The sequence below is a fragment of the Parendozoicomonas callyspongiae genome (genome assembly GCF_023502345.1).
GTDB lineage: Bacteria > Pseudomonadota > Gammaproteobacteria > Pseudomonadales > Endozoicomonadaceae > Sansalvadorimonas > Sansalvadorimonas callyspongiae.
In genome coordinates, this window is record NZ_JAMFLX010000020.1 from 54,710 (window position 1) to 72,312 (window position 17,603).

The 17,603-nt window shown below is 49.9% G+C and carries 14 protein-coding genes; 11 read left to right on the forward strand and 3 right to left on the reverse strand.

Features of this window, described 5'->3' with window-relative positions; all coding sequences use genetic code 11:
- Nucleotides 1-41 precede the first annotated feature (41 nt).
- Entirely contained in the window at nucleotides 42-752 is a 711-nt protein-coding gene (locus M3P05_RS14455; protein WP_249700488.1) for a TerC family protein, read from the reverse strand.
- 75 nt (nucleotides 753-827) lie between these two features.
- On the reverse strand, nucleotides 828-2,105 hold the full coding sequence (gltA, locus tag M3P05_RS14460; protein WP_249700490.1) for a citrate synthase: 1,278 nt from the start codon (nucleotides 2,103-2,105) through the stop codon (nucleotides 828-830).
- A 480-nt stretch (nucleotides 2,106-2,585) separates the two neighbouring features.
- Here gltA and sdhC point away from each other — a divergent pair, with 480 nt between their 5' ends.
- The 9 genes from sdhC to sucD all read left to right on the forward strand — a co-directional run bounded on the left by sdhC (nucleotide 2,586) and on the right by sucD (nucleotide 14,362).
- A complete protein-coding gene (gene sdhC, locus M3P05_RS14465; RefSeq protein ID WP_249700492.1) occupies nucleotides 2,586-2,960 on the forward strand; it encodes a succinate dehydrogenase, cytochrome b556 subunit in 375 nt (124 codons plus the stop codon).
- The gene (sdhD, locus tag M3P05_RS14470) at nucleotides 2,954-3,322 is read left to right on the forward strand and encodes a succinate dehydrogenase, hydrophobic membrane anchor protein (RefSeq protein ID WP_249700495.1); all 369 of its coding nucleotides are present in this window, start codon (nucleotides 2,954-2,956) and stop codon (nucleotides 3,320-3,322) included. Before sdhC ends, sdhD begins: the two co-directional genes overlap by 7 nt.
- A gap of 3 nt (nucleotides 3,323-3,325) precedes the next feature.
- Nucleotides 3,326-5,098, forward strand: a complete 1,773-nt coding sequence (gene sdhA / locus M3P05_RS14475) for a succinate dehydrogenase flavoprotein subunit (protein WP_249700497.1) — start codon at nucleotides 3,326-3,328, stop codon at nucleotides 5,096-5,098.
- 21 nt (nucleotides 5,099-5,119) lie between these two features.
- Nucleotides 5,120-5,830: a succinate dehydrogenase iron-sulfur subunit gene (locus M3P05_RS14480; protein WP_249700499.1), complete on the forward strand. Its 711-nt coding sequence runs from the start codon at nucleotides 5,120-5,122 to the stop codon at nucleotides 5,828-5,830.
- A gap of 636 nt (nucleotides 5,831-6,466) precedes the next feature.
- Nucleotides 6,467-9,313, forward strand: coding sequence for a 2-oxoglutarate dehydrogenase E1 component (locus M3P05_RS14485; protein WP_249700501.1), 2,847 nt, complete (start codon nucleotides 6,467-6,469; stop codon nucleotides 9,311-9,313).
- Nucleotides 9,314-9,349: 36 nt separating this feature from the next.
- The gene (gene odhB, locus M3P05_RS14490) at nucleotides 9,350-10,582 is read left to right on the forward strand and encodes a 2-oxoglutarate dehydrogenase complex dihydrolipoyllysine-residue succinyltransferase (RefSeq protein WP_249700503.1); all 1,233 of its coding nucleotides are present in this window, start codon (nucleotides 9,350-9,352) and stop codon (nucleotides 10,580-10,582) included.
- A gap of 155 nt (nucleotides 10,583-10,737) precedes the next feature.
- Nucleotides 10,738-12,174, forward strand: a complete 1,437-nt coding sequence (gene lpdA, locus M3P05_RS14495; protein ID WP_249700504.1) for a dihydrolipoyl dehydrogenase — start codon at nucleotides 10,738-10,740, stop codon at nucleotides 12,172-12,174.
- A 149-nt stretch (nucleotides 12,175-12,323) separates the two neighbouring features.
- The gene (sucC, locus tag M3P05_RS14500) at nucleotides 12,324-13,493 is read left to right on the forward strand and encodes an ADP-forming succinate--CoA ligase subunit beta (protein WP_249700506.1); all 1,170 of its coding nucleotides are present in this window, start codon (nucleotides 12,324-12,326) and stop codon (nucleotides 13,491-13,493) included.
- A complete protein-coding gene (gene sucD / locus M3P05_RS14505) occupies nucleotides 13,490-14,362 on the forward strand; it encodes a succinate--CoA ligase subunit alpha (protein ID WP_249700508.1) in 873 nt (290 codons plus the stop codon). The genes sucC and sucD overlap by 4 nt, the downstream gene beginning before the upstream one ends.
- Before the next feature lie 68 nt (nucleotides 14,363-14,430).
- Here the strand turns inward: sucD and M3P05_RS14510 are convergent, their stop codons facing one another.
- Nucleotides 14,431-15,123, reverse strand: a complete 693-nt coding sequence (locus M3P05_RS14510) for an endonuclease (protein ID WP_249700510.1) — start codon at nucleotides 15,121-15,123, stop codon at nucleotides 14,431-14,433.
- Nucleotides 15,124-15,406: 283 nt separating this feature from the next.
- Between M3P05_RS14510 and ald the strand changes: the two genes are divergently transcribed.
- A complete protein-coding gene (ald, locus tag M3P05_RS14515; RefSeq protein ID WP_249700512.1) occupies nucleotides 15,407-16,528 on the forward strand; it encodes an alanine dehydrogenase in 1,122 nt (373 codons plus the stop codon).
- Nucleotides 16,529-16,700: 172 nt separating this feature from the next.
- Nucleotides 16,701-17,594 carry a prenyltransferase gene (locus tag M3P05_RS14520; RefSeq protein WP_249700514.1) on the forward strand — a complete coding sequence of 298 codons (894 nt, stop codon included), beginning with the start codon at nucleotides 16,701-16,703 and terminating at the stop codon, nucleotides 17,592-17,594.
- The last annotated feature ends 9 nt before the right edge of the window (nucleotides 17,595-17,603 follow it).

Sequence of the window (17,603 nt, forward strand, 5' to 3'; positions counted from 1 at the left end):
TGGGAAGCCCGGGGTTGTTGGGTTTTAGAGTCAAAGCATTGTCACTTGTTTAACTGTTTTCGCAGCTTCATATTCAGTAATTCGACACCCAGAGAGAATGCCATGGCGAAGTAGATGTACCCCTTGGGAATATGGAAGGAGAGGCCGTCTGCAATCAATGAAACCCCGATCAGAATAAGAAAGCTCAGGGCCAGCATTTTTAGAGTCGGATTACGGTCAACAAAGTCACCAACAGGCCCTGAAGCAAACATCATAATCATTACCGCCAGTACAATGGCCAGAATCATGACAGGCAGGTGTTCAGCCATACCAACGGCGGTAATAACAGAGTCCAGTGAAAAGATAATATCAAGCAGGCCAATCTGGATAATTGTGATCAGGAAGCCAGATGTGGCTTTGGGCTTGTCAGTCTCGTGATGATCTTCGAATGAGGCGTGGATTTCATGGGTGCTTTTAGCAAGTAGAAACAGGCCTCCTCCAAATAGAATGATATCTCGGCCCGAAACCTCATGATCGAAGACGGTAAACAGCGTCCCTGTCAGCCCAATAACCCAGGCAATGGAAATCAGCAGTAGTATTCGTGTTCCCATAGCCAGCAAAAGACCGATATTGCGGGCTTTCTGACGCTGATGCTCGGGAAGGCGACCAGCAAGAATGCTGATGAAGATTATATTGTCGATTCCCAGGACAACTTCGAGAGCTGTCAGGGTTAGCAGGGAGGCCCATGCCTGAGGATCGCTCAGCCATTCCATGTATTTTCAGACCCTAAAAAGAAACGCCACACCCTAAAGGGTAGTGGCGTTCCGGGTAACCAGTTTAATTCTGGGTTATTTGGCTGGGTAATCCCGCTTGGCAGGCCCTGTGTAGAGCTGGCGAGGACGGCCAATACGATAGCTATGGCTGATCATCTCATGCCAGTGAGCAATCCAGCCGGGAGTGCGGCCTGTGGCAAAGATAACGGTGAACATCTCAACAGGAATACCCAGTGCTTTCAGGATAATGCCGGAGTAGAAGTCCACATTGGGATACAGCTTGCGCTCAACAAAGTATTCATCTTCAAGAGCGATCTGCTCCAGGCGCTTGGCAATCCTGAGCAGAGGATCATTGATACCAAGCTCTCCCAGAACTTCATCACAGGTCTGCTTCATAACCTTCGCGCGTGGGTCGAAGTTTTTGTAGACCCGGTGACCGAAGCCCATCAGACGGAAGGGATCATCCTTATCTTTGGCTCGCTTGATAAAGGTATCGATATGTTTCTCGTTACCAATTTCCTCAAGCATCTTCAGTACGGCCTCATTGGCACCACCGTGAGCAGGGCCCCACAGGGCAGCGATACCGGATGCAATACAGGCAAACGGATTGGCACCACTGGAACCTGCCAGCCTTACGGTTGATGTAGAGGCATTCTGCTCATGGTCAGCATGGAGCAGGAAGATGCGATCCATGGCCTTGGCCAGTACCGGGTTGACCTTGTACTCCTCGCAGGGAGTAGCAAACATCATATGCAGGAAGTTACCGCCGTAGGACAGCTCATTGCGTGGATAAACAAATGGCTGACCAACAGAGTACTTGTAGGCCATGGCTGCCAGGGTCGGCATCTTGGAAATCAGCCTGTGGGCAGTAATCTCACGGTGTCGTTCGTTATTGATGTCCAACGAGTCGTGATAGAACGAGGAGAGCGCACCAACCAGGCCGCACATAATGGCCATAGGATGAGCATCACGGCGGAAACCTTTCAGGAATGAAATGATCTGCTCATGCACCATGGTGTGATGCAGGATGGTATTTGAGAACTTCTCCCGTGCATCGGCATCGGGCAGCTCTCCATAAAGCAGCAGATAGCAGACTTCAAGGAAGTCAGAATGTTCTGCAAGTTGTTCTATCGGATAACCCCGATGTAAAAGGACACCTTTATCGCCATCTATATAAGTGATGGCAGATTCACAGGCAGCTGTGGAAACAAACCCAGGGTCGTATGTGAATATTCCATTGCTGGTGAGTTTTTGAACGTCAATGACGTCGGGTCCAAGAGTTCCGCTGTGAACCGGCAGTTCCAGTGACAGGTCACTACCTTCTATGGTTAGCCGCGCAAGCTTCTCAGCCATGGGCCCTCCTGCTTATGTAGTTACTTTTTTATCGTATTTTCGATTGTCAGTGGTGGGAGTTGAAAAGCCGTGTTATTAACTGTTAATAAAATTATCCGACTTTGCTTATGCTGGGTGTGCTCACACTATAGAGAGATTAACTTTTTTGTCAAACAGCACGGCAGCAGGAAAAAACAGGAGTCATCCTGTGAATTAAAACAGTGGAATAAGTTTTTCAAAAGCAAAATCACAACACACTTTTAATTCCATTTTTTGCTCACTTTAAATCAATTGCAGCAACCGGCAGATTGTTTTCTGAACACTTGCCGCAGTGGTTACCCTATGTCGTTGTAATTAAAAACCGAAATGGCTATACTGCCGCCCGAAAGATGGTGATTGTTGGTGCGTATGCTGGGAGTGTCGAGCCGACAGTGTGATCTCAATCGAGAGAGCTTTTTTGCACAATTCTAAGAGCCTGTTCGGGCCACAGGGTGTCAAACCGTGAATAGTAAGAGACCCGTCAATCTTGATTTGACAACAATAAGGTTGCCCCTGCCTGCATTAACCTCGATTCTGCACCGCATTTCGGGTGTTATTCTTTTTGTAGGCATTGCATTCCTTTTATATGGGCTGGATTTATCTCTGAGTTCTCATCGGGGGTATCAGCAGATTGTGGGATATCTGCATTCACCTCTGGCCAAGTTTATAGCCTGGGGGCTTCTTACCGCTCTCGGGTATCATTTCATTGCCGGAATCAAGCACCTGCTGATGGATGCAGGTTATGCAGAAGATAAAGAGTCTGGTCGTGTCGCTTCCGTTATTACCTTGGTGCTGGCAACTGCATTCAGTGCTCTTGCAGGGGGGTGGGTATGGTAACCAATATAACAAGCCTTACCCGCAGCGGGTTACGCGACTGGATGGTGCAACGGCTGTCAGCCATTATTCTTGCTGTTTACACCGTGTTTATGCTCGCCTGGCTGGTTCTTCAGCCTGATGTGGGCTATCAGGCCTGGCGAGAGCTGTTTGATCAGACATGGATGCGTGTCTTTAGTCTACTTACCCTGTTTTCTCTTGGTGCCCATGCCTGGGTTGGTATGTGGACGATTTCCGGTGATTACTTAAATGAACGTGCCCTTGGCTCCAAGGCGCTGGCAATTCGCTTTTTATTCCAGCTGGTCTGCGCAATCGTCATGTTCAGTTATATGGTCTGGGGTGTTCAGATTCTCTGGGGGCTATAAGGAATGTCAAAAATTCGCACGTTGACGTTTGATGCGATTGTTATTGGTGGGGGAGGGGCCGGCATGCGTGCGGCCCTGCAGCTGACAGAAGCCGGTATCAGTACTGCCTGTATTACGAAAGTCTTTCCAACCCGTTCTCATACAGTTTCTGCTCAGGGTGGTATCACCTGTGCTATCGCCAGCGATGATCCCAATGATGACTGGCGCTGGCATATGTACGACACCGTCAAAGGTTCGGACTATATCGGAGATCAGGATGCCATCGAGTATATGTGCTCAGTTGGCCCCCAGGCAGTCTATGAACTTGATCATATGGGCTTGCCTTTCTCCCGAACTGAAGCGGGTCGTATTTACCAGCGTCCTTTCGGTGGTCAGTCCAAAAATTTTGGTGAGGGTGGTCAGGCTGCCCGCACCTGTGCTGCTGCCGACCGAACCGGTCACGCACTTCTTCATACTCTTTATCAGGGTAACCTCAAGGGTGGAACAACTTTCCTGAATGAGTGGTATGCCGTTGACCTGGTGAAGAATCAGGCCGGTCAGGTAGCCGGTGTGATTGCTATCTGTATCGAAACCGGTGAAGTGGTTTATGTCAAAGCCAAGGCAACCGTTATGGCCACCGGTGGAGCAGGGCGTATCTATGCTTCTACAACCAATGCTTTGATCAATACCGGAGATGGTGTTGGTATGGCACTGCGTGCCGGCTACATGGCCCAGGATATGGAGATGTGGCAGTTCCATCCCACCGGTATTCACGGTGCCGGTGTGCTGGTAACAGAAGGTTGTCGTGGCGAGGGTGGCTATCTGATTAATGCAGATGGTGAGCGCTTTATGGAGCGTTATGCACCGAATGCCAAAGATCTTGCTGGCCGGGATGTAGTGGCTCGCTCCATGATTATTGAAATTATGGAGGGTCGGGGTGCCGGTCCAAATAAAGATCATGTACTGCTGAAACTTGATCACCTGGGCGAAGAGACACTGTTGCTGCGATTGCCGGGTATCTGTGAACTGTCGAAAACTTTCGCCCATGTTGATCCGGTGAAAGAGCCTGTACCTGTTGTTCCGACCTGTCACTATATGATGGGGGGGATTCCCACCAATATTGGTGGTCAGGCACTGTCACAGAATGCAGCAGGTCAAGAGGAAGTTGTTGAAGGTCTTTACGCCTGTGGTGAAGCTGCCTGTGTGTCCGTTCATGGTGCCAACCGTCTGGGTGGCAACTCTCTCCTTGATCTTGTGGTATTTGGCCGTGCTGCAGGTATCCAGATTGAGAAGAGTTTGAATGAAGGTTTCGACTCTGTTGATGCCAGTGACTCAGATATTGATGCCGCCATGACTCGACTCAACCGCCTCAACAGCTCAACTGCTGGGGAGAAGGTGGCAGATGTTCGCAGGGATCTGCAGAGCATCATGCAGCTCCACTTTGGTGTGTTCCGGGAAGAGACTTCCATGCAGGAAGGTCTGCAGAAACTGGATGAGCTGAAAGGGCGTTTGGAGAAAACTCATCTGGCCGACAAGAGCCAGGCATTCAATACCGCACGTATTGAAGCCCTAGAGCTGGATAATCTCTATGAAGTGGCTTATGCAACAGCTGTTTCTGCCTTTGAGCGTAAGGAATCCCGTGGTGCGCATGCCCGGAATGATTACCAGGAACGGGATGATGAGAACTGGCTGAAGCACTCTCTTTACTTCCCGAATGAGAAGCGGGTTGGCAAGCGTGACGTTAACTTTGCGCCCAAAACCATGGAGGCCTTCCCTCCGAAGGCTCGAACTTACTAGGGTTAAGGAGGGAGAACGATTATGAGTTTAAAGGTAAGCGTTTACCGCTATAACCCTGAGAAAGACAAAGCACCATGGATGCAGGACTTTGATGTCGAGGTTCCTGAAGGCAAAGATCTGATGGTGCTGGATGTTCTGGCCCTGATCAAAGAGCAGGATGACAGTCTGGTTTACCGCCGTTCGTGTCGGGAAGGTGTTTGTGGTTCTGACGGAATGAATATCAGTGGAACCAATAACCTGGCCTGTATTACCCCGTTATCGGAAGCAGCGCCTAACGGCAAGCTGGTGCTGCGTCCACTACCTGGGTTGCCGGTGATTCGTGATCTGGTGGTCGATATGTCTCTTTTCTACAAACAGTATGAAAAGATCCGTCCCTACCTGATTAACGATACCGCACCGCCGGCCATTGAACGTCTGCAGTCTCCGGAAGAGCGGGAAAAACTGGATGGTCTGTATGAGTGCATTCTGTGCGCCTGTTGCTCAACATCCTGCCCGTCTTTCTGGTGGAATCCGGACAAGTTTATTGGACCTGCAGGTTTGCTTCAGGCTTATCGGTTCCTGGCGGACAGTAGGGATACTGCCACTGAAGAGCGACTATCGGATCTCGATGACCCATTCAGTGTGTTCCGTTGCCGGGGAATTATGAACTGCGTCAATGTTTGTCCTAAAGGATTGAATCCAACAAGGGCGATTGGGCATATAAGAAATATGCTTCTGGCGAGTGGGACCTAGTAAAAAGTGATGGTGTCAGGTTGAGTCTGGCACCTGATTTAGGACACATACCGTTGATATGTGCAGTTTGAACAGGATGCATATGTTTTCAGGCACTTAACAGGTGATTTTGCCTGTTGTAAATGCCTATAATGAAACACTGTTTATCGCGGGTTAATGACTTTAAAAGAGGATGACCCGCGTGGTGTAAAGGTCATACCGGTATCTGGTTAAGAACTGATCAGTGCGGTGAGGCTGGAACGAGACAAAACTAGCAATAAGGGACGCTGGAACTCTTTAATTCCTCTTCCCGAACAGCCATGAGCGAGAAAATTTCTTTATTGTCACCTTAGGGGCAATAAAGAAATTTCCATGGTAGATAACACAACCTCAGCGGAACATTTTACCTTTTGGGAAAGTTCTGCTCACCTGAAACAGAGAAGCCGTCGTTTTAAGGGGCAGGTGACGAGGAGTTTATCCTCGTGGTTGATAATCGTTATGAGTCTCGAAAGGTTTAACCAACAGGGGCAGCCGGATACAATCTGGACTATCTGTCGGAGCCGGTATTTAACATGAGCATCCTTTTGTTTGTATCAGTTGAATACCTGTACAGTCATCCGCTGGATAGCGTCCCGAACTTCTGGGGTGAAAGTGACTATGCAGGATAGTGTTATGCAGCGGATGTGGCAGACTGCCCATCTATCAGGGGGTAACGCTGCATACGTAGAAGGGCTTTATGAGCTTTATCTGCGTGATCCTAATGGCGTGCCTGAGCAATGGCGCGACTACTTTGCCGGGTTGCCCCAATTGAAGGGTGTCCACACCGGTGATGTTCCACATTCAACTGTTCGAGAAACCTTTGTACACCTGGCTCGTAACCGCAATAGACAGCAGCCGGTTGCTCCGAGCGCTGTCAGCAGCGAGCATGAAAAAAAGCAGGTTCTGGTCCTGCGTCTTATTAATGCCTATCGAGTCCGTGGGCATCAGAAAGCCCAGCTTGATCCTTTAGAACTGATGGTTCGCAGTGATGTTCCTGATTTGCATCTTGAGCATCACGGTCTGACTGAAGCCGATGTTGATATTCCGTTTCAGACTGGTTCCCTTTTCTTTGGCCGTGAAGAGGCCACTCTTGGTGAAATCCGCGATCTGCTTGAAGCCACTTACTGCGGCTCAATCGGTGCGGAATTTATGCATATTGTCGATACCGAGCAGCGTCGCTGGTTCCAGCAGAAACTCGAAAGTGTACGCAGCAAGCCTTCCATGAGCGTTGATGCCCGCATGCATGTGCTGGAGCGTCTTACTGCTGCAGAAGGTTTGGAAAAATACCTGGGCACCAAGTATCCAGGAACCAAGCGCTTTGGTCTGGAAGGTGGCGAATCACTAATTCCGATGCTGGACGAAATGATCCAGCGGGCAGGTAGCGGTGAAACCAAGGAAGTGGTTATTGGTATGGCCCACCGTGGCCGCCTCAATGTACTGGTTAATACCCTCGGAAAAAATCCTGGCGAACTGTTTGATGAGTTTGAAGGGAAGATCAAACTCCATACCGAGAATGGCTCCGGTGATGTGAAATATCACCAGGGTTTCTCTTCCAATGTTATGACCCCCGGTGGTGAAATTCATCTTGCCCTGGCCTTTAACCCGTCTCACCTGGAAATTGTCAGCCCGGTGGTAGAGGGTTCTGTGCGTGCCCGGCAGGACCGACGTGAAGATATTCACCGTGACCAGGTTATGCCTATCTCGATTCATGGAGATGCTGCTTTTGCCGGTCAGGGTGTGGTTATGGAAACATTCCAGCTTTCCCAGACCCGGGCTTATGGAACTGGTGGCACTATCCATATTGTGATCAACAACCAGGTTGGTTTTACCACCAGTAAGCCTGAAGATGCCCGCTCCACCGAATATTGCACCGATGTTGCCAAGCTGGTGGATGCCCCCATTCTGCACGTCAATGGTGATGATCCTGAAGCGGTGGTTTTTGCTACCAAACTGGCAGTAGATTATCGAAAAGAATTCAAGCGTGATGTTGTCATTGACCTGGTCTGTTATCGCAGACGTGGTCATAACGAGGCTGATGAGCCATCTTCTACCCAGCCACTGATGTACAGTCAGATCAAGGTTCAGGATACAACCCGCACTCTGTATGCCAGTCATCTGGTTGAGCAGGGGGTTATGAGCCCTGAACAGTCTGAAGATATGGTTGAGGATTATCGCAACAACCTCGAGACAGGGCAGCATGTGGCCAAGAGCCTTGTGCGGGAACCCAATACCAAACTGTATGTTGACTGGTCCCCTTATGTGAACCACAAGTGGACGGCCCGTCACGATACCCGTGTTGCTGTTGGGGTTCTGCAGGAGCTGGGTCAGAAAATGTGTGAAGTTCCGGAAGGATTCGCACTCCAGCGCCAGGTTGGTAAAATCTATGATGACCGTCGCAAGATGGCGGCGGGTGCACTACCAATCAACTGGGGTATGGGTGAGCTGCTGGCTTATGCAACATTGTTGATGGAAGGTCATCCGGTTCGTTTAACAGGCCAGGACGTTGGCCGGGGTACTTTCTCTCATCGTCATGCTGTGTTGCATAACCAGAAAGACGCTTCCACCTATGTACCTTTGAGCCAGCTCTCTGAAGAGCAGCCTAAGATCCAGATTTATGACTCGGTTCTTTCTGAAGAGGCGGTACTGGCTTTTGAATATGGCTATGCCACAACCCGCCCTAAGTCTCTGGTTATCTGGGAGGCGCAGTTTGGTGATTTTGCCAATGGTGCACAGGTGGTGATTGACCAGTTTATTACCAGTGGTGAGTCAAAGTGGGGACGGCTGTGTGGTTTGACCATGCTGCTGCCACACGGATATGAAGGGCAGGGGCCGGAACATTCATCAGCACGTCTGGAAAGATTCCTGCAGCTTTGCGCCGAACATAATATCCAGGTCTGTGTACCAACAACACCGGCACAGGTTTTCCATATGATGCGCCGCCAGGTGTTGCGACCTTTGCGTAAACCGCTAGTAGTGTTCTCGCCCAAGAGTCTGCTTCGCCATAAGCAGGCGGTATCGACTCTGGAACAGCTGGCCGACGGTTCCTTCCAGACGGTAATCCCGGAAATAGATGAACAGGATGTAGCAAAAGTCACCCGTCTGGTTCTCTGCAGCGGAAAAGTTTATTACGATCTGCTTAACAAGCGTCGTGAACACAATCTCGGCCATATCGCTATTATCCGCATAGAGCAGCTCTACCCCTTCCCGGAGGATGATCTGCAGGATGTGCTGTTTGCCTACAAGAACCTGAAGTCAGTTGTCTGGTGTCAGGAAGAGCCGATGAATCAGGGCGCCTGGTACTGCAGTCAGCATCATATGCATAAGGTGATAGCGAGCCGTACTAACAACAAACTCACACTACAATATGCCGGTCGTGAAGCATCTGCAGCACCAGCCTGCGGGTATATGTCCATGCATGTTGATCAGCAGAACAAACTGGTCAGCGATGCACTGGGTATCGAATAAGCAGGCAAAATCCGGAGCGCAAGGAAACAGATAAATATGGCCACAGAAATAAAAGCCCCTGCATTTCCCGAATCCGTTGCTGACGGCACGATTGCCGCATGGCACAAAAAACCGGGTGAAAGCTGTAAACGTGATGAACTGCTTGCGGATATTGAAACGGACAAAGTGGTGCTGGAAATTGTTGCACCCGCGGATGGTGTGATCACTGATATTGTTAAAGGTGAAGGTGAAACGGTTCTCAGTGAAGAACTGATTGGCCACTTCAGAGCTGGTGAAGTAGCAGCTGCCGCACCAGCGAAAGCTGCCCCAGTGCAGCAGACTGCGGCTAAACCTGCATCAGAGGCAGTATTGAGCCCTGCGGCCAGAAAGGCTGCTGATGAGCATGGAATTAATCCTGCTGATATCACCGGCACTGGTAAAGATGGCCGTATCACCAAGGAAGATGTGCTTGCCTTTGCCAAGAGCAAGCCTGTGGTAGCAGAAGTGCCTGTTGTTGAGGAGTCAGCTCCTGCTGTTGCCAAACCTTCAGCGTCAACTCCGGCACCTTCTGCCCCGATATTTGATGGTGAACGTGTAGAGAAACGTGTTCCCATGACGCGCCTGCGGGCCAAGGTTGCAGAACGCCTGGTTCAGGCTCAGCAGACTGCGGCTATGTTGACCACATTCAATGAAGTCAACATGAAGCCCATTATGGCCCTGCGGGCGCAATATAAAGATCAATTTGAAAAGCGACATGAAACCAAGCTCGGGTTTATGTCGTTCTTTGTCAAAGCTGCCGTGGAGGCCCTGAGAAGGCAGCCGGTAGTAAACGCATCTATTGATGGCAATGATATTGTTTATCATGGCTATCAGGATATTGGAGTGGCGGTCTCCAGTGACCGTGGTCTGGTGGTTCCGGTATTGCGCAATGCTGAAGATATGAGTCTTGCCGATATTGAATCGACCATTCGGGACTACGGTGGCAAAGCCCGTGACGGCAAACTTTCCATAGACGAAATGACCGGTGGCACTTTCACTATTTCCAATGGTGGGGTGTTTGGTTCCCTTCTATCAACGCCGATTCTGAATCCTCCCCAGGCAGCCATACTGGGTATGCACAAAATTCAGGAACGGCCGATGGCGGTGAACGGAGAGGTTGTGATTCTGCCGATGATGTATCTGGCACTCTCTTATGATCACCGTCTTCTGGATGGAAAGGAAGCTGTTACATTTCTTGTCACTATGAAAGAACTGCTGGAAGACCCGGCGCGTATGCTGCTGGATATTTAATTGCTGATATTTTCATAAACTGCCCTGGGCGAGGAATGCCGTTAAAGAGCAGCTTTATGGTGAAGGGCTGAACCCGGAACCGGAGTGGGACTAAGGGATGGGTGCAGACCTTCAAAAGAAAATTGCAGCCGATTTATGTTTTATTGGAATCTGACATGACTGATAAATTTGACGTAGTAGTAATCGGAGCAGGACCTGCAGGATATGTGTGTGCTATTCGTGCAGCGCAGCTGGGCCTGAAAACAGCTTGTGTGGAGAAATGGGTCGACAGTAAAGGTAAGGCACTTCTTGGTGGTACCTGTCTGAATGTAGGCTGTATTCCTTCCAAGGCACTGCTGGACAGCTCGCACAAATACTATGAAACCCAGAAGCATTTCAAAGAGCACGGTATCAAGGTTGGCAGCGTTGAAGTAGATGTTCCTGCCATGCTGGCTCGCAAAAATAAAATTGTTAAGAAGCTGACCACTGGCGTAAACGGTCTGTTCAAGGCTAATGGCGTAACTCTGGTTCAGGGTACGGCCAAGGTGCTGGCTGGCAAGCAGGTTGAAGTGACAGACCAGAATGGTTCCGTATCGACTCTGAGTGCTGATAATGTGGTTATTGCCACCGGTTCCCAGCCTATCAATATCCCACCAACGCCACTTGATGGTGATATGGTGGTTGACTCTACAGGTGCCCTGGAATTCACAGAAGTACCCAAGCGTCTGGGTGTAATCGGTGCCGGTGTTATCGGTCTGGAGCTGGGCAGCGTCTGGTCCCGTCTGGGTGCAGACGTCACCGTTCTGGAAGCGCAGGACAAGTTCCTGGCTCTGGCAGATCAGCAGATTGCCCGTGAAGGTGCCAAAATCTTCAAGAAGCAGAAGCTTGATATTCGTCTGGGTGCCCGTGTTGTCGGTTCTGATAAGGGTGATAAAGACATCACCGTCAAGTATCTGGAACAGGGGAGTGATGAAGAGCAGACAATCACCTTTGACAAGCTGATTGTTGCTGTTGGCCGCCGTCCTTATACCCATAACCTGCTGGCACAGGATTCCGGCATTAACATGGATGAACGTGGCTTTATCTTTGTTGATGAACACTGTCGCACAGATGTTCCAGGCGTTTTCGCTATTGGTGATGTTGTTCGTGGTCCAATGCTTGCGCACAAGGGCTCTGAAGAGGGTGTTATGGTTGCTGAGCTGATTGCTGATCAGAAGGCTCAGGTGAACTATGATCTGGTTCCTTCTGTTATTTACACCCATCCGGAAATTGCCTGGGTTGGTAAGACAGAAGAAGAACTCAAGGCCAGTGGTGAAGAGTACAAGGTTGGTACTTTCCCGTTCATGGCCAGTGGTCGTGCCCTGGCAGCTAACGACACTGACGGTATGGTGAAGGTGATTGCTGATAAGGCGACGGATCGTATCCTCGGTGTGCACGTGATTGGCCCAAGCGCTGCTGAATTGGTTCAGCAGGGTGTGATTGCCATGGAGTTTGCTTCCAGTGCCGAAGACCTGGCTTTGACCATGTTCTCCCATCCGACTGTCAGTGAAGCACTTCATGAAGCTGCCCTGGCTGTTGATGGCCATGCTATTCATATTCCTAACAAAAAATAATATTCTCCCTTCTTCAAAAATTAGAAAACTGCGCCCGGTTCATTATTTATTCGAGCCGGGTTAGCCAAGAGGAGGTAGACAGGACGTGAGGGATTATGTCCTGTCAATAATGATAAAGGTGCGCTGCGGCGCAAAAACAGGGTATTTGAATGAATCTGCACGAATATCAGGGCAAGCAATTATTTGCCGCCTATGGCCTGCCGGTATCTACCGGTTATGCCTGTGATACGCCTGATGAAGCTGTTGAAGCCGCTGATAAGATTGGGGGGGACTCCTGGGTGGTAAAAGCCCAGGTTCATGCTGGTGGAAGAGGTAAAGCTGGTGGCGTCAAGCTGGTTAAGAGCCGTGATGAGATCCGTGCTTTTGCAGAACAGTGGCTGGGGCAGCGTCTTGTGACTTACCAGACTGATGAGCGCGGTCAGCCTGTCAGCAAGATTCTGGTAGAAAGTTGCACTGATATTGCCAGTGAGCTGTATTTGGGGGCTGTGGTTGATCGTTCTTCCCGTCGCATTGTCTTTATGGCCTCCACTGAGGGGGGCGTGGAAATCGAGAAGGTTGCCCACGAAACACCAGAAAAAATTCTTAAGGCTGAGATTGACCCGCTTGTCGGTGCCCAGCCTTTCCAGGGGCGTGACCTGGCTTTCCGCCTTGGACTTGATCCCAGCCAGGTTAAGCAATTTACCAAGATTTTTCTGGGGCTGGCCAAGCTGTTCCAGGAATGCGACCTTGCTCTCCTTGAAATCAACCCTCTGGTTATCACTCCTGAAGGTGACCTGCACTGCCTGGATGCCAAGATCAATATTGACTCCAATGCTCTCTACCGGCAGTCCAAATTGAAAGTAATGCATGACCCAAGCCAGGAAGATGCCCGTGAAGCGCATGCTGCGCAGTGGGAGCTGAACTACGTTGCCCTTGATGGCAATATCGGTTGTATGGTCAACGGTGCCGGTCTGGCTATGGGTACCATGGATATTATCAAACTTCATGGTGGTGACCCGGCCAACTTCCTTGATGTGGGTGGTGGTGCTACCCGTGAGCGTGTTACCGAAGCCTTCAAAATTATTCTGTCTGACGACAGTGTTCAGGCCGTTCTGGTCAATATCTTCGGTGGTATTGTTCGCTGTGACCTGATTGCCGAAGGCATCATTGGCGCAGTGAAGGACGTTGGAGTGAAAGTTCCGGTCGTGGTTCGTCTTGAAGGAAACAATGCCGACAAGGGCTCCAAACTTCTGGCCGACAGTGGTCTCGATATTATTGCGGCAGGCAGCCTGACAGAAGCTGCGCAGCAGGTGGTTAAGGCAGCGGAGGGCCAGGCATGAGCATCCTGATCGATAAGAATACCAAGGTGATCTGCCAGGGCTTTACTGGTTCCCAGGGTACTTTCCACTCTGAACAGGCGATTGATTACGGCACTCAGGTTGTGGGTGGCGTGACACCGGGTAAAGGCGGCCAGACTCATCTCGGGTTACCGGTATTTAACACAGTCGCTGAGGCGGTTGAGAAAACCGGTGCAACAGCCAGTGTGATTTATGTACCGGCTCCTTTCTGTAAAGACTCCATTCTGGAAGCAGCTTTTGCCGGTGTTGAGCTGGTTGTTTGTATCACTGAGGGCATTCCTACGCTGGATATGCTGGAAGCCAAGGTGAAGTGTGATGAGCTGGGTGTGAAACTGATCGGCCCGAACTGCCCCGGAGTGATTACCCCAGGGGAGTGCAAGATCGGTATTATGCCTGGTCATATTCACAAGCCTGGCAAGGTGGGTATTGTTTCCCGCTCTGGTACTCTGACGTATGAAGCCGTTAAGCAGACTACAGATTTTGGCTTTGGTCAGTCCACCTGCGTGGGTATTGGTGGTGATCCGATTCCCGGCTCCAACTTTATCGATATTCTGTCGGAGTTTGAAAAGGATTCGGCTACAGAAGCCATCGTAATGATCGGTGAGATTGGCGGTACCGCTGAAGAAGAGGCAGCAGCCTACATCAAGGATCATGTGACCAAGCCTGTTGTATCTTATATCGCTGGTGTTACTGCACCTGCCGGAAAGCGGATGGGGCATGCCGGCGCCATTATCGCAGGTGGCAAGGGAACAGCTGATGAAAAATTTGTTGCCCTTGAGGGTGCGGGTGTAAAAACGGTTCGCAGTCTTGCCGATATTGGTGAAGCCCTTAAGGAAGTTACGGGCTGGTAATTCTCTCGATCCTTTGAAAAAGGCAGCTTTAAAGCTGCCTTTTTTTTACATCGGTACCCACATAAATGTTATTGAGTAAGGTAAGGGTTCTCCCAGCCTACTACTTTCTGGATTCGGCGACTTCTCTCTATCTCCCACCAGCTAGGCTGGTATATTTTGTTCCAGCTCTGGAATAGCTGCTTCTCCGGTTTGCTGAGTTTGAAGCCATAGCGGTTGGCCATATAGAGGTAGGTGCGGGCAATCATGCCCCGTTTCAGCTCTGGTGGTTCGGCGCGACGGCGCTTGAAATTAACTTTGAAGTCACATTGGCCATACATATCGGCGGTATCAGGTAATACAGTGAAGCTGTAATTGGAACGATCACCATTTACCTCACCAATAGTAGGAGCCAGGTTGTACAGGTCGGCCTCCATAACTGCGAAAGTTTTGTTTTTCTTACAGTTCTTTCTCCCTCCTTCCTGCCAGCACTGTAACTGGTGACCAAATACCCAGGCTGGCACAATATGCTCCCACTCAATTCGATTTGCTCTCCGCTCCTGCTTGCGAACCTGGTAACCACAGCTATCCAGGTCTGGAGTCAGTTTCTTGTCCCCTGAGTACTTACAGCCACAGTAGAAGGTTATTTTTCTGTCTTTATAGATCAATGCAGCCTGTTTTTTGGCGGAGGTGAAATTTCTGGGGGCTTCGCGGGCTTCCAGTACAGAAATGTTTAGGCAAAGAAGAATTATCGCAATAGCGACGTTTAACTGCTTGGGATTCATAGGTGAGTGGGGTAAGAAATCAGAGAGTTATGATTATTCACCTTTAAAAGTAAAAGTCACACAGCGTATTTATGCGTACTGATTCAGGCAATTTTTCCAAGAGATGCCCTGTATAAATTTCATACATGGTTGCTGCAGTGGTTTGCCGAATAAATACCTGCGATTCGCTGATTAAATGGTGTTTAATTTTGTTCGAATGAACATATACTCGGCCTTGCGGACACAAAGAAACAATAATCTGCCACTTGTGGTAGTGATGCTGATTTAATAATCAGGGGGTCTTATGCTGGTAGGTGTGCCAAAGGAAATTAAAAACCACGAATACCGTGTTGGTCTGACTCCGGCTTCAGTTCAGGAGCTGATACATCATGGTCATCAGGTTCTGGTTGAAAAGAATGCGGGTCATTCCATTGGTTTTACTGATGAGCTTTACGAAAGGGCGGGAGCAGTTATTGCCGAAACTGCCGCTGAGGTTTTTCAGCGTGCTGAAATGATCGTTAAAGTGAAAGAGCCTCAGACTGTTGAACGGGCCATGTTACGTGAAGGTCAGGTACTGTTTACCTATCTGCACCTTGCTCCTGATGAGCCCCAGACCCGTGAGCTGATGCAGTCTGGAGCAACCTGCATTGCTTATGAAACTGTTACAGATGACCATGGCCGCCTGCCTCTGCTGGCACCTATGTCTGAGGTAGCAGGTCGTATGTCTATCCAGGCGGGTGCACATTGTCTGGAAAAATACAAAGGTGGCCGTGGTGTACTGTTAGGTGGTGTTCCTGGTGTTGAGCCTGGTCATGTTGTCATTATCGGTGGTGGTGTGGTTGGTGAGAATGCTGCAGCAATGGCTGTAGGTATGGGCGCTGACGTAACTATCCTCGACCGCTCTGTGGATGTTCTCCGTCGTCTGGATGCCCGTTTCGGTAACCGCATCCAGACTCAGTTCTCAACCAAATCAGCTCTGGAAGAGCTGGCTCTCAATGCCGATATGCTGGTCGGTGCCGTTCTGATTCCTGGCGCATCAGCCCCCAAACTGGTGACACGTGAGCTTATTTCTCAAATGAAGCCAGGTTCTGCCATTGTCGATGTTGCAATTGACCAGGGTGGATGTTGTGAGACCTCACGCCCTACGACTCATGCTGATCCTATCTATATGGTTGATGGAGTCGTCCACTACTGTGTTGCCAATATGCCTGGAGCCGTGGCACGGACATCTACGCTGGCATTGAATAATGCCACTCTGCCTTATGCTCTGGCGCTTGCAGATAAGGGCGCTGGCCAGGCTCTGCGTGATGATCCTCACTTGTTGAATGGCCTTAATGTTTGTCAGGGCAAGATTACCTGCAAGGAAGTCTCTGAAGCCCGTGATATTCCTTATACCGACCCCGCTTCTCTTATAATGGATATCTAACTTTATCTCCCCAGTATTTCCGGCAGGGTTAACTCTGCCGGAACCTCTTCTCTGTCACCTCCATTCATCTTTATCTCGCCCGACTAAGTACGTTCGTTGTGTTTTATGCGGATGGAGAAATTGTGTTCAATTACCTAAAGTACGGCCTGAATTTTGCGGAATGTTGACTGGTATGAATCAGGACGCTGTGATTGCGCCCCCGGGGCCTTCGAAGTACTTCTTGAAGCGGGCACTTCGTCCGTTTTCTCTAAGCGTAGCGCTGGTAACTTGTGGTCTGGGGATAGCCTTGGCAGCAAAGACCGGAGATGGAAATACATTTCGTGCCACTCTGGTGATGATGGCAGGAATCCTGCTGCAGTCTGCGGTGAACTTTTTTAATGATTATGCGGATCTGTCTTTCTGGAAGGGAAGAACGGATAAGTATGCCCAGACAATTACCGGTTTGATTAAGCGCAATACTCGCATTGCTGTAATTATCACTGCCATTGCCGTAGTCATGGGAATGATTCTGGTCAACCAGTCTGGATGGCAGCTGCTGGTACTGGGTGTTATCGGAATCGCCGGTGGCTATTTCTACACAGGGGCACCTGTCAATTACAAGAACCGTGGCCTTGGCGTGTTAGGCGTATTCCTCTTTACCGGGATATTGATGGTTGCCGGGGCCTATGTAGCCGTTGCCGGTCGCTGGTCCTGGGAAGTCTGTCTTTATTCTATTCCAGTCAGTATGATTTCCAGTATGCTGCTGCTGGCAAATGAGCTGCGTGATGTCGATGAAGATATCAAAAATCATATCGCTACCTTTACCGCGCGGGTGGGCTTTGATCTGGGCAAGAGCACTTATATCGGCCTGGGTTTCCTGGTTATACTGGTAACCTTTATGATGATCTTTACCGGAGTACTGGAATCGCCGTTCTGGCTGCTGCCATCCCTGTTAGCCTTCCGCAGCCCTGTTGTCATGTTGCTGCGTACCAGCAGTAGGGGACATCGTCGTTGGCTTTCCCGTCTGCCTCCACTGACCGGACGTTTCTTTGTTGTTTATGGCGTTGGCTTTATGCTGGCTCTCTAGGCTCTGTTA

What these genes read in the sequence shown, in the direction of transcription:
- M3P05_RS14455 (WP_249700488.1), bottom strand. Translation starts at nt 752, where the DNA reads ATGGAATGGCTGAGCGATCCTCAGGCATGGGCCTCCCTGCTAACCCTG.
- gltA (WP_249700490.1), bottom strand. Translation starts at nt 2,105, where the DNA reads ATGGCTGAGAAGCTTGCGCGGCTAACCATAGAAGGTAGTGACCTGTCA.
- sdhD (WP_249700495.1), top strand. Translation starts at nt 2,954, where the DNA reads ATGGTAACCAATATAACAAGCCTTACCCGCAGCGGGTTACGCGACTGG.
- sdhA (WP_249700497.1), top strand. Translation starts at nt 3,326, where the DNA reads ATGTCAAAAATTCGCACGTTGACGTTTGATGCGATTGTTATTGGTGGG.
- M3P05_RS14480 (WP_249700499.1), top strand. Translation starts at nt 5,120, where the DNA reads ATGAGTTTAAAGGTAAGCGTTTACCGCTATAACCCTGAGAAAGACAAA.
- M3P05_RS14485 (WP_249700501.1), top strand. Translation starts at nt 6,467, where the DNA reads ATGCAGGATAGTGTTATGCAGCGGATGTGGCAGACTGCCCATCTATCA.
- odhB (WP_249700503.1), top strand. Translation starts at nt 9,350, where the DNA reads ATGGCCACAGAAATAAAAGCCCCTGCATTTCCCGAATCCGTTGCTGAC.
- lpdA (WP_249700504.1), top strand. Translation starts at nt 10,738, where the DNA reads ATGACTGATAAATTTGACGTAGTAGTAATCGGAGCAGGACCTGCAGGA.
- sucC (WP_249700506.1), top strand. Translation starts at nt 12,324, where the DNA reads ATGAATCTGCACGAATATCAGGGCAAGCAATTATTTGCCGCCTATGGC.
- sucD (WP_249700508.1), top strand. Translation starts at nt 13,490, where the DNA reads ATGAGCATCCTGATCGATAAGAATACCAAGGTGATCTGCCAGGGCTTT.
- M3P05_RS14510 (WP_249700510.1), bottom strand. Translation starts at nt 15,123, where the DNA reads ATGAATCCCAAGCAGTTAAACGTCGCTATTGCGATAATTCTTCTTTGC.
- ald (WP_249700512.1), top strand. Translation starts at nt 15,407, where the DNA reads ATGCTGGTAGGTGTGCCAAAGGAAATTAAAAACCACGAATACCGTGTT.
- M3P05_RS14520 (WP_249700514.1), top strand. Translation starts at nt 16,701, where the DNA reads ATGAATCAGGACGCTGTGATTGCGCCCCCGGGGCCTTCGAAGTACTTC.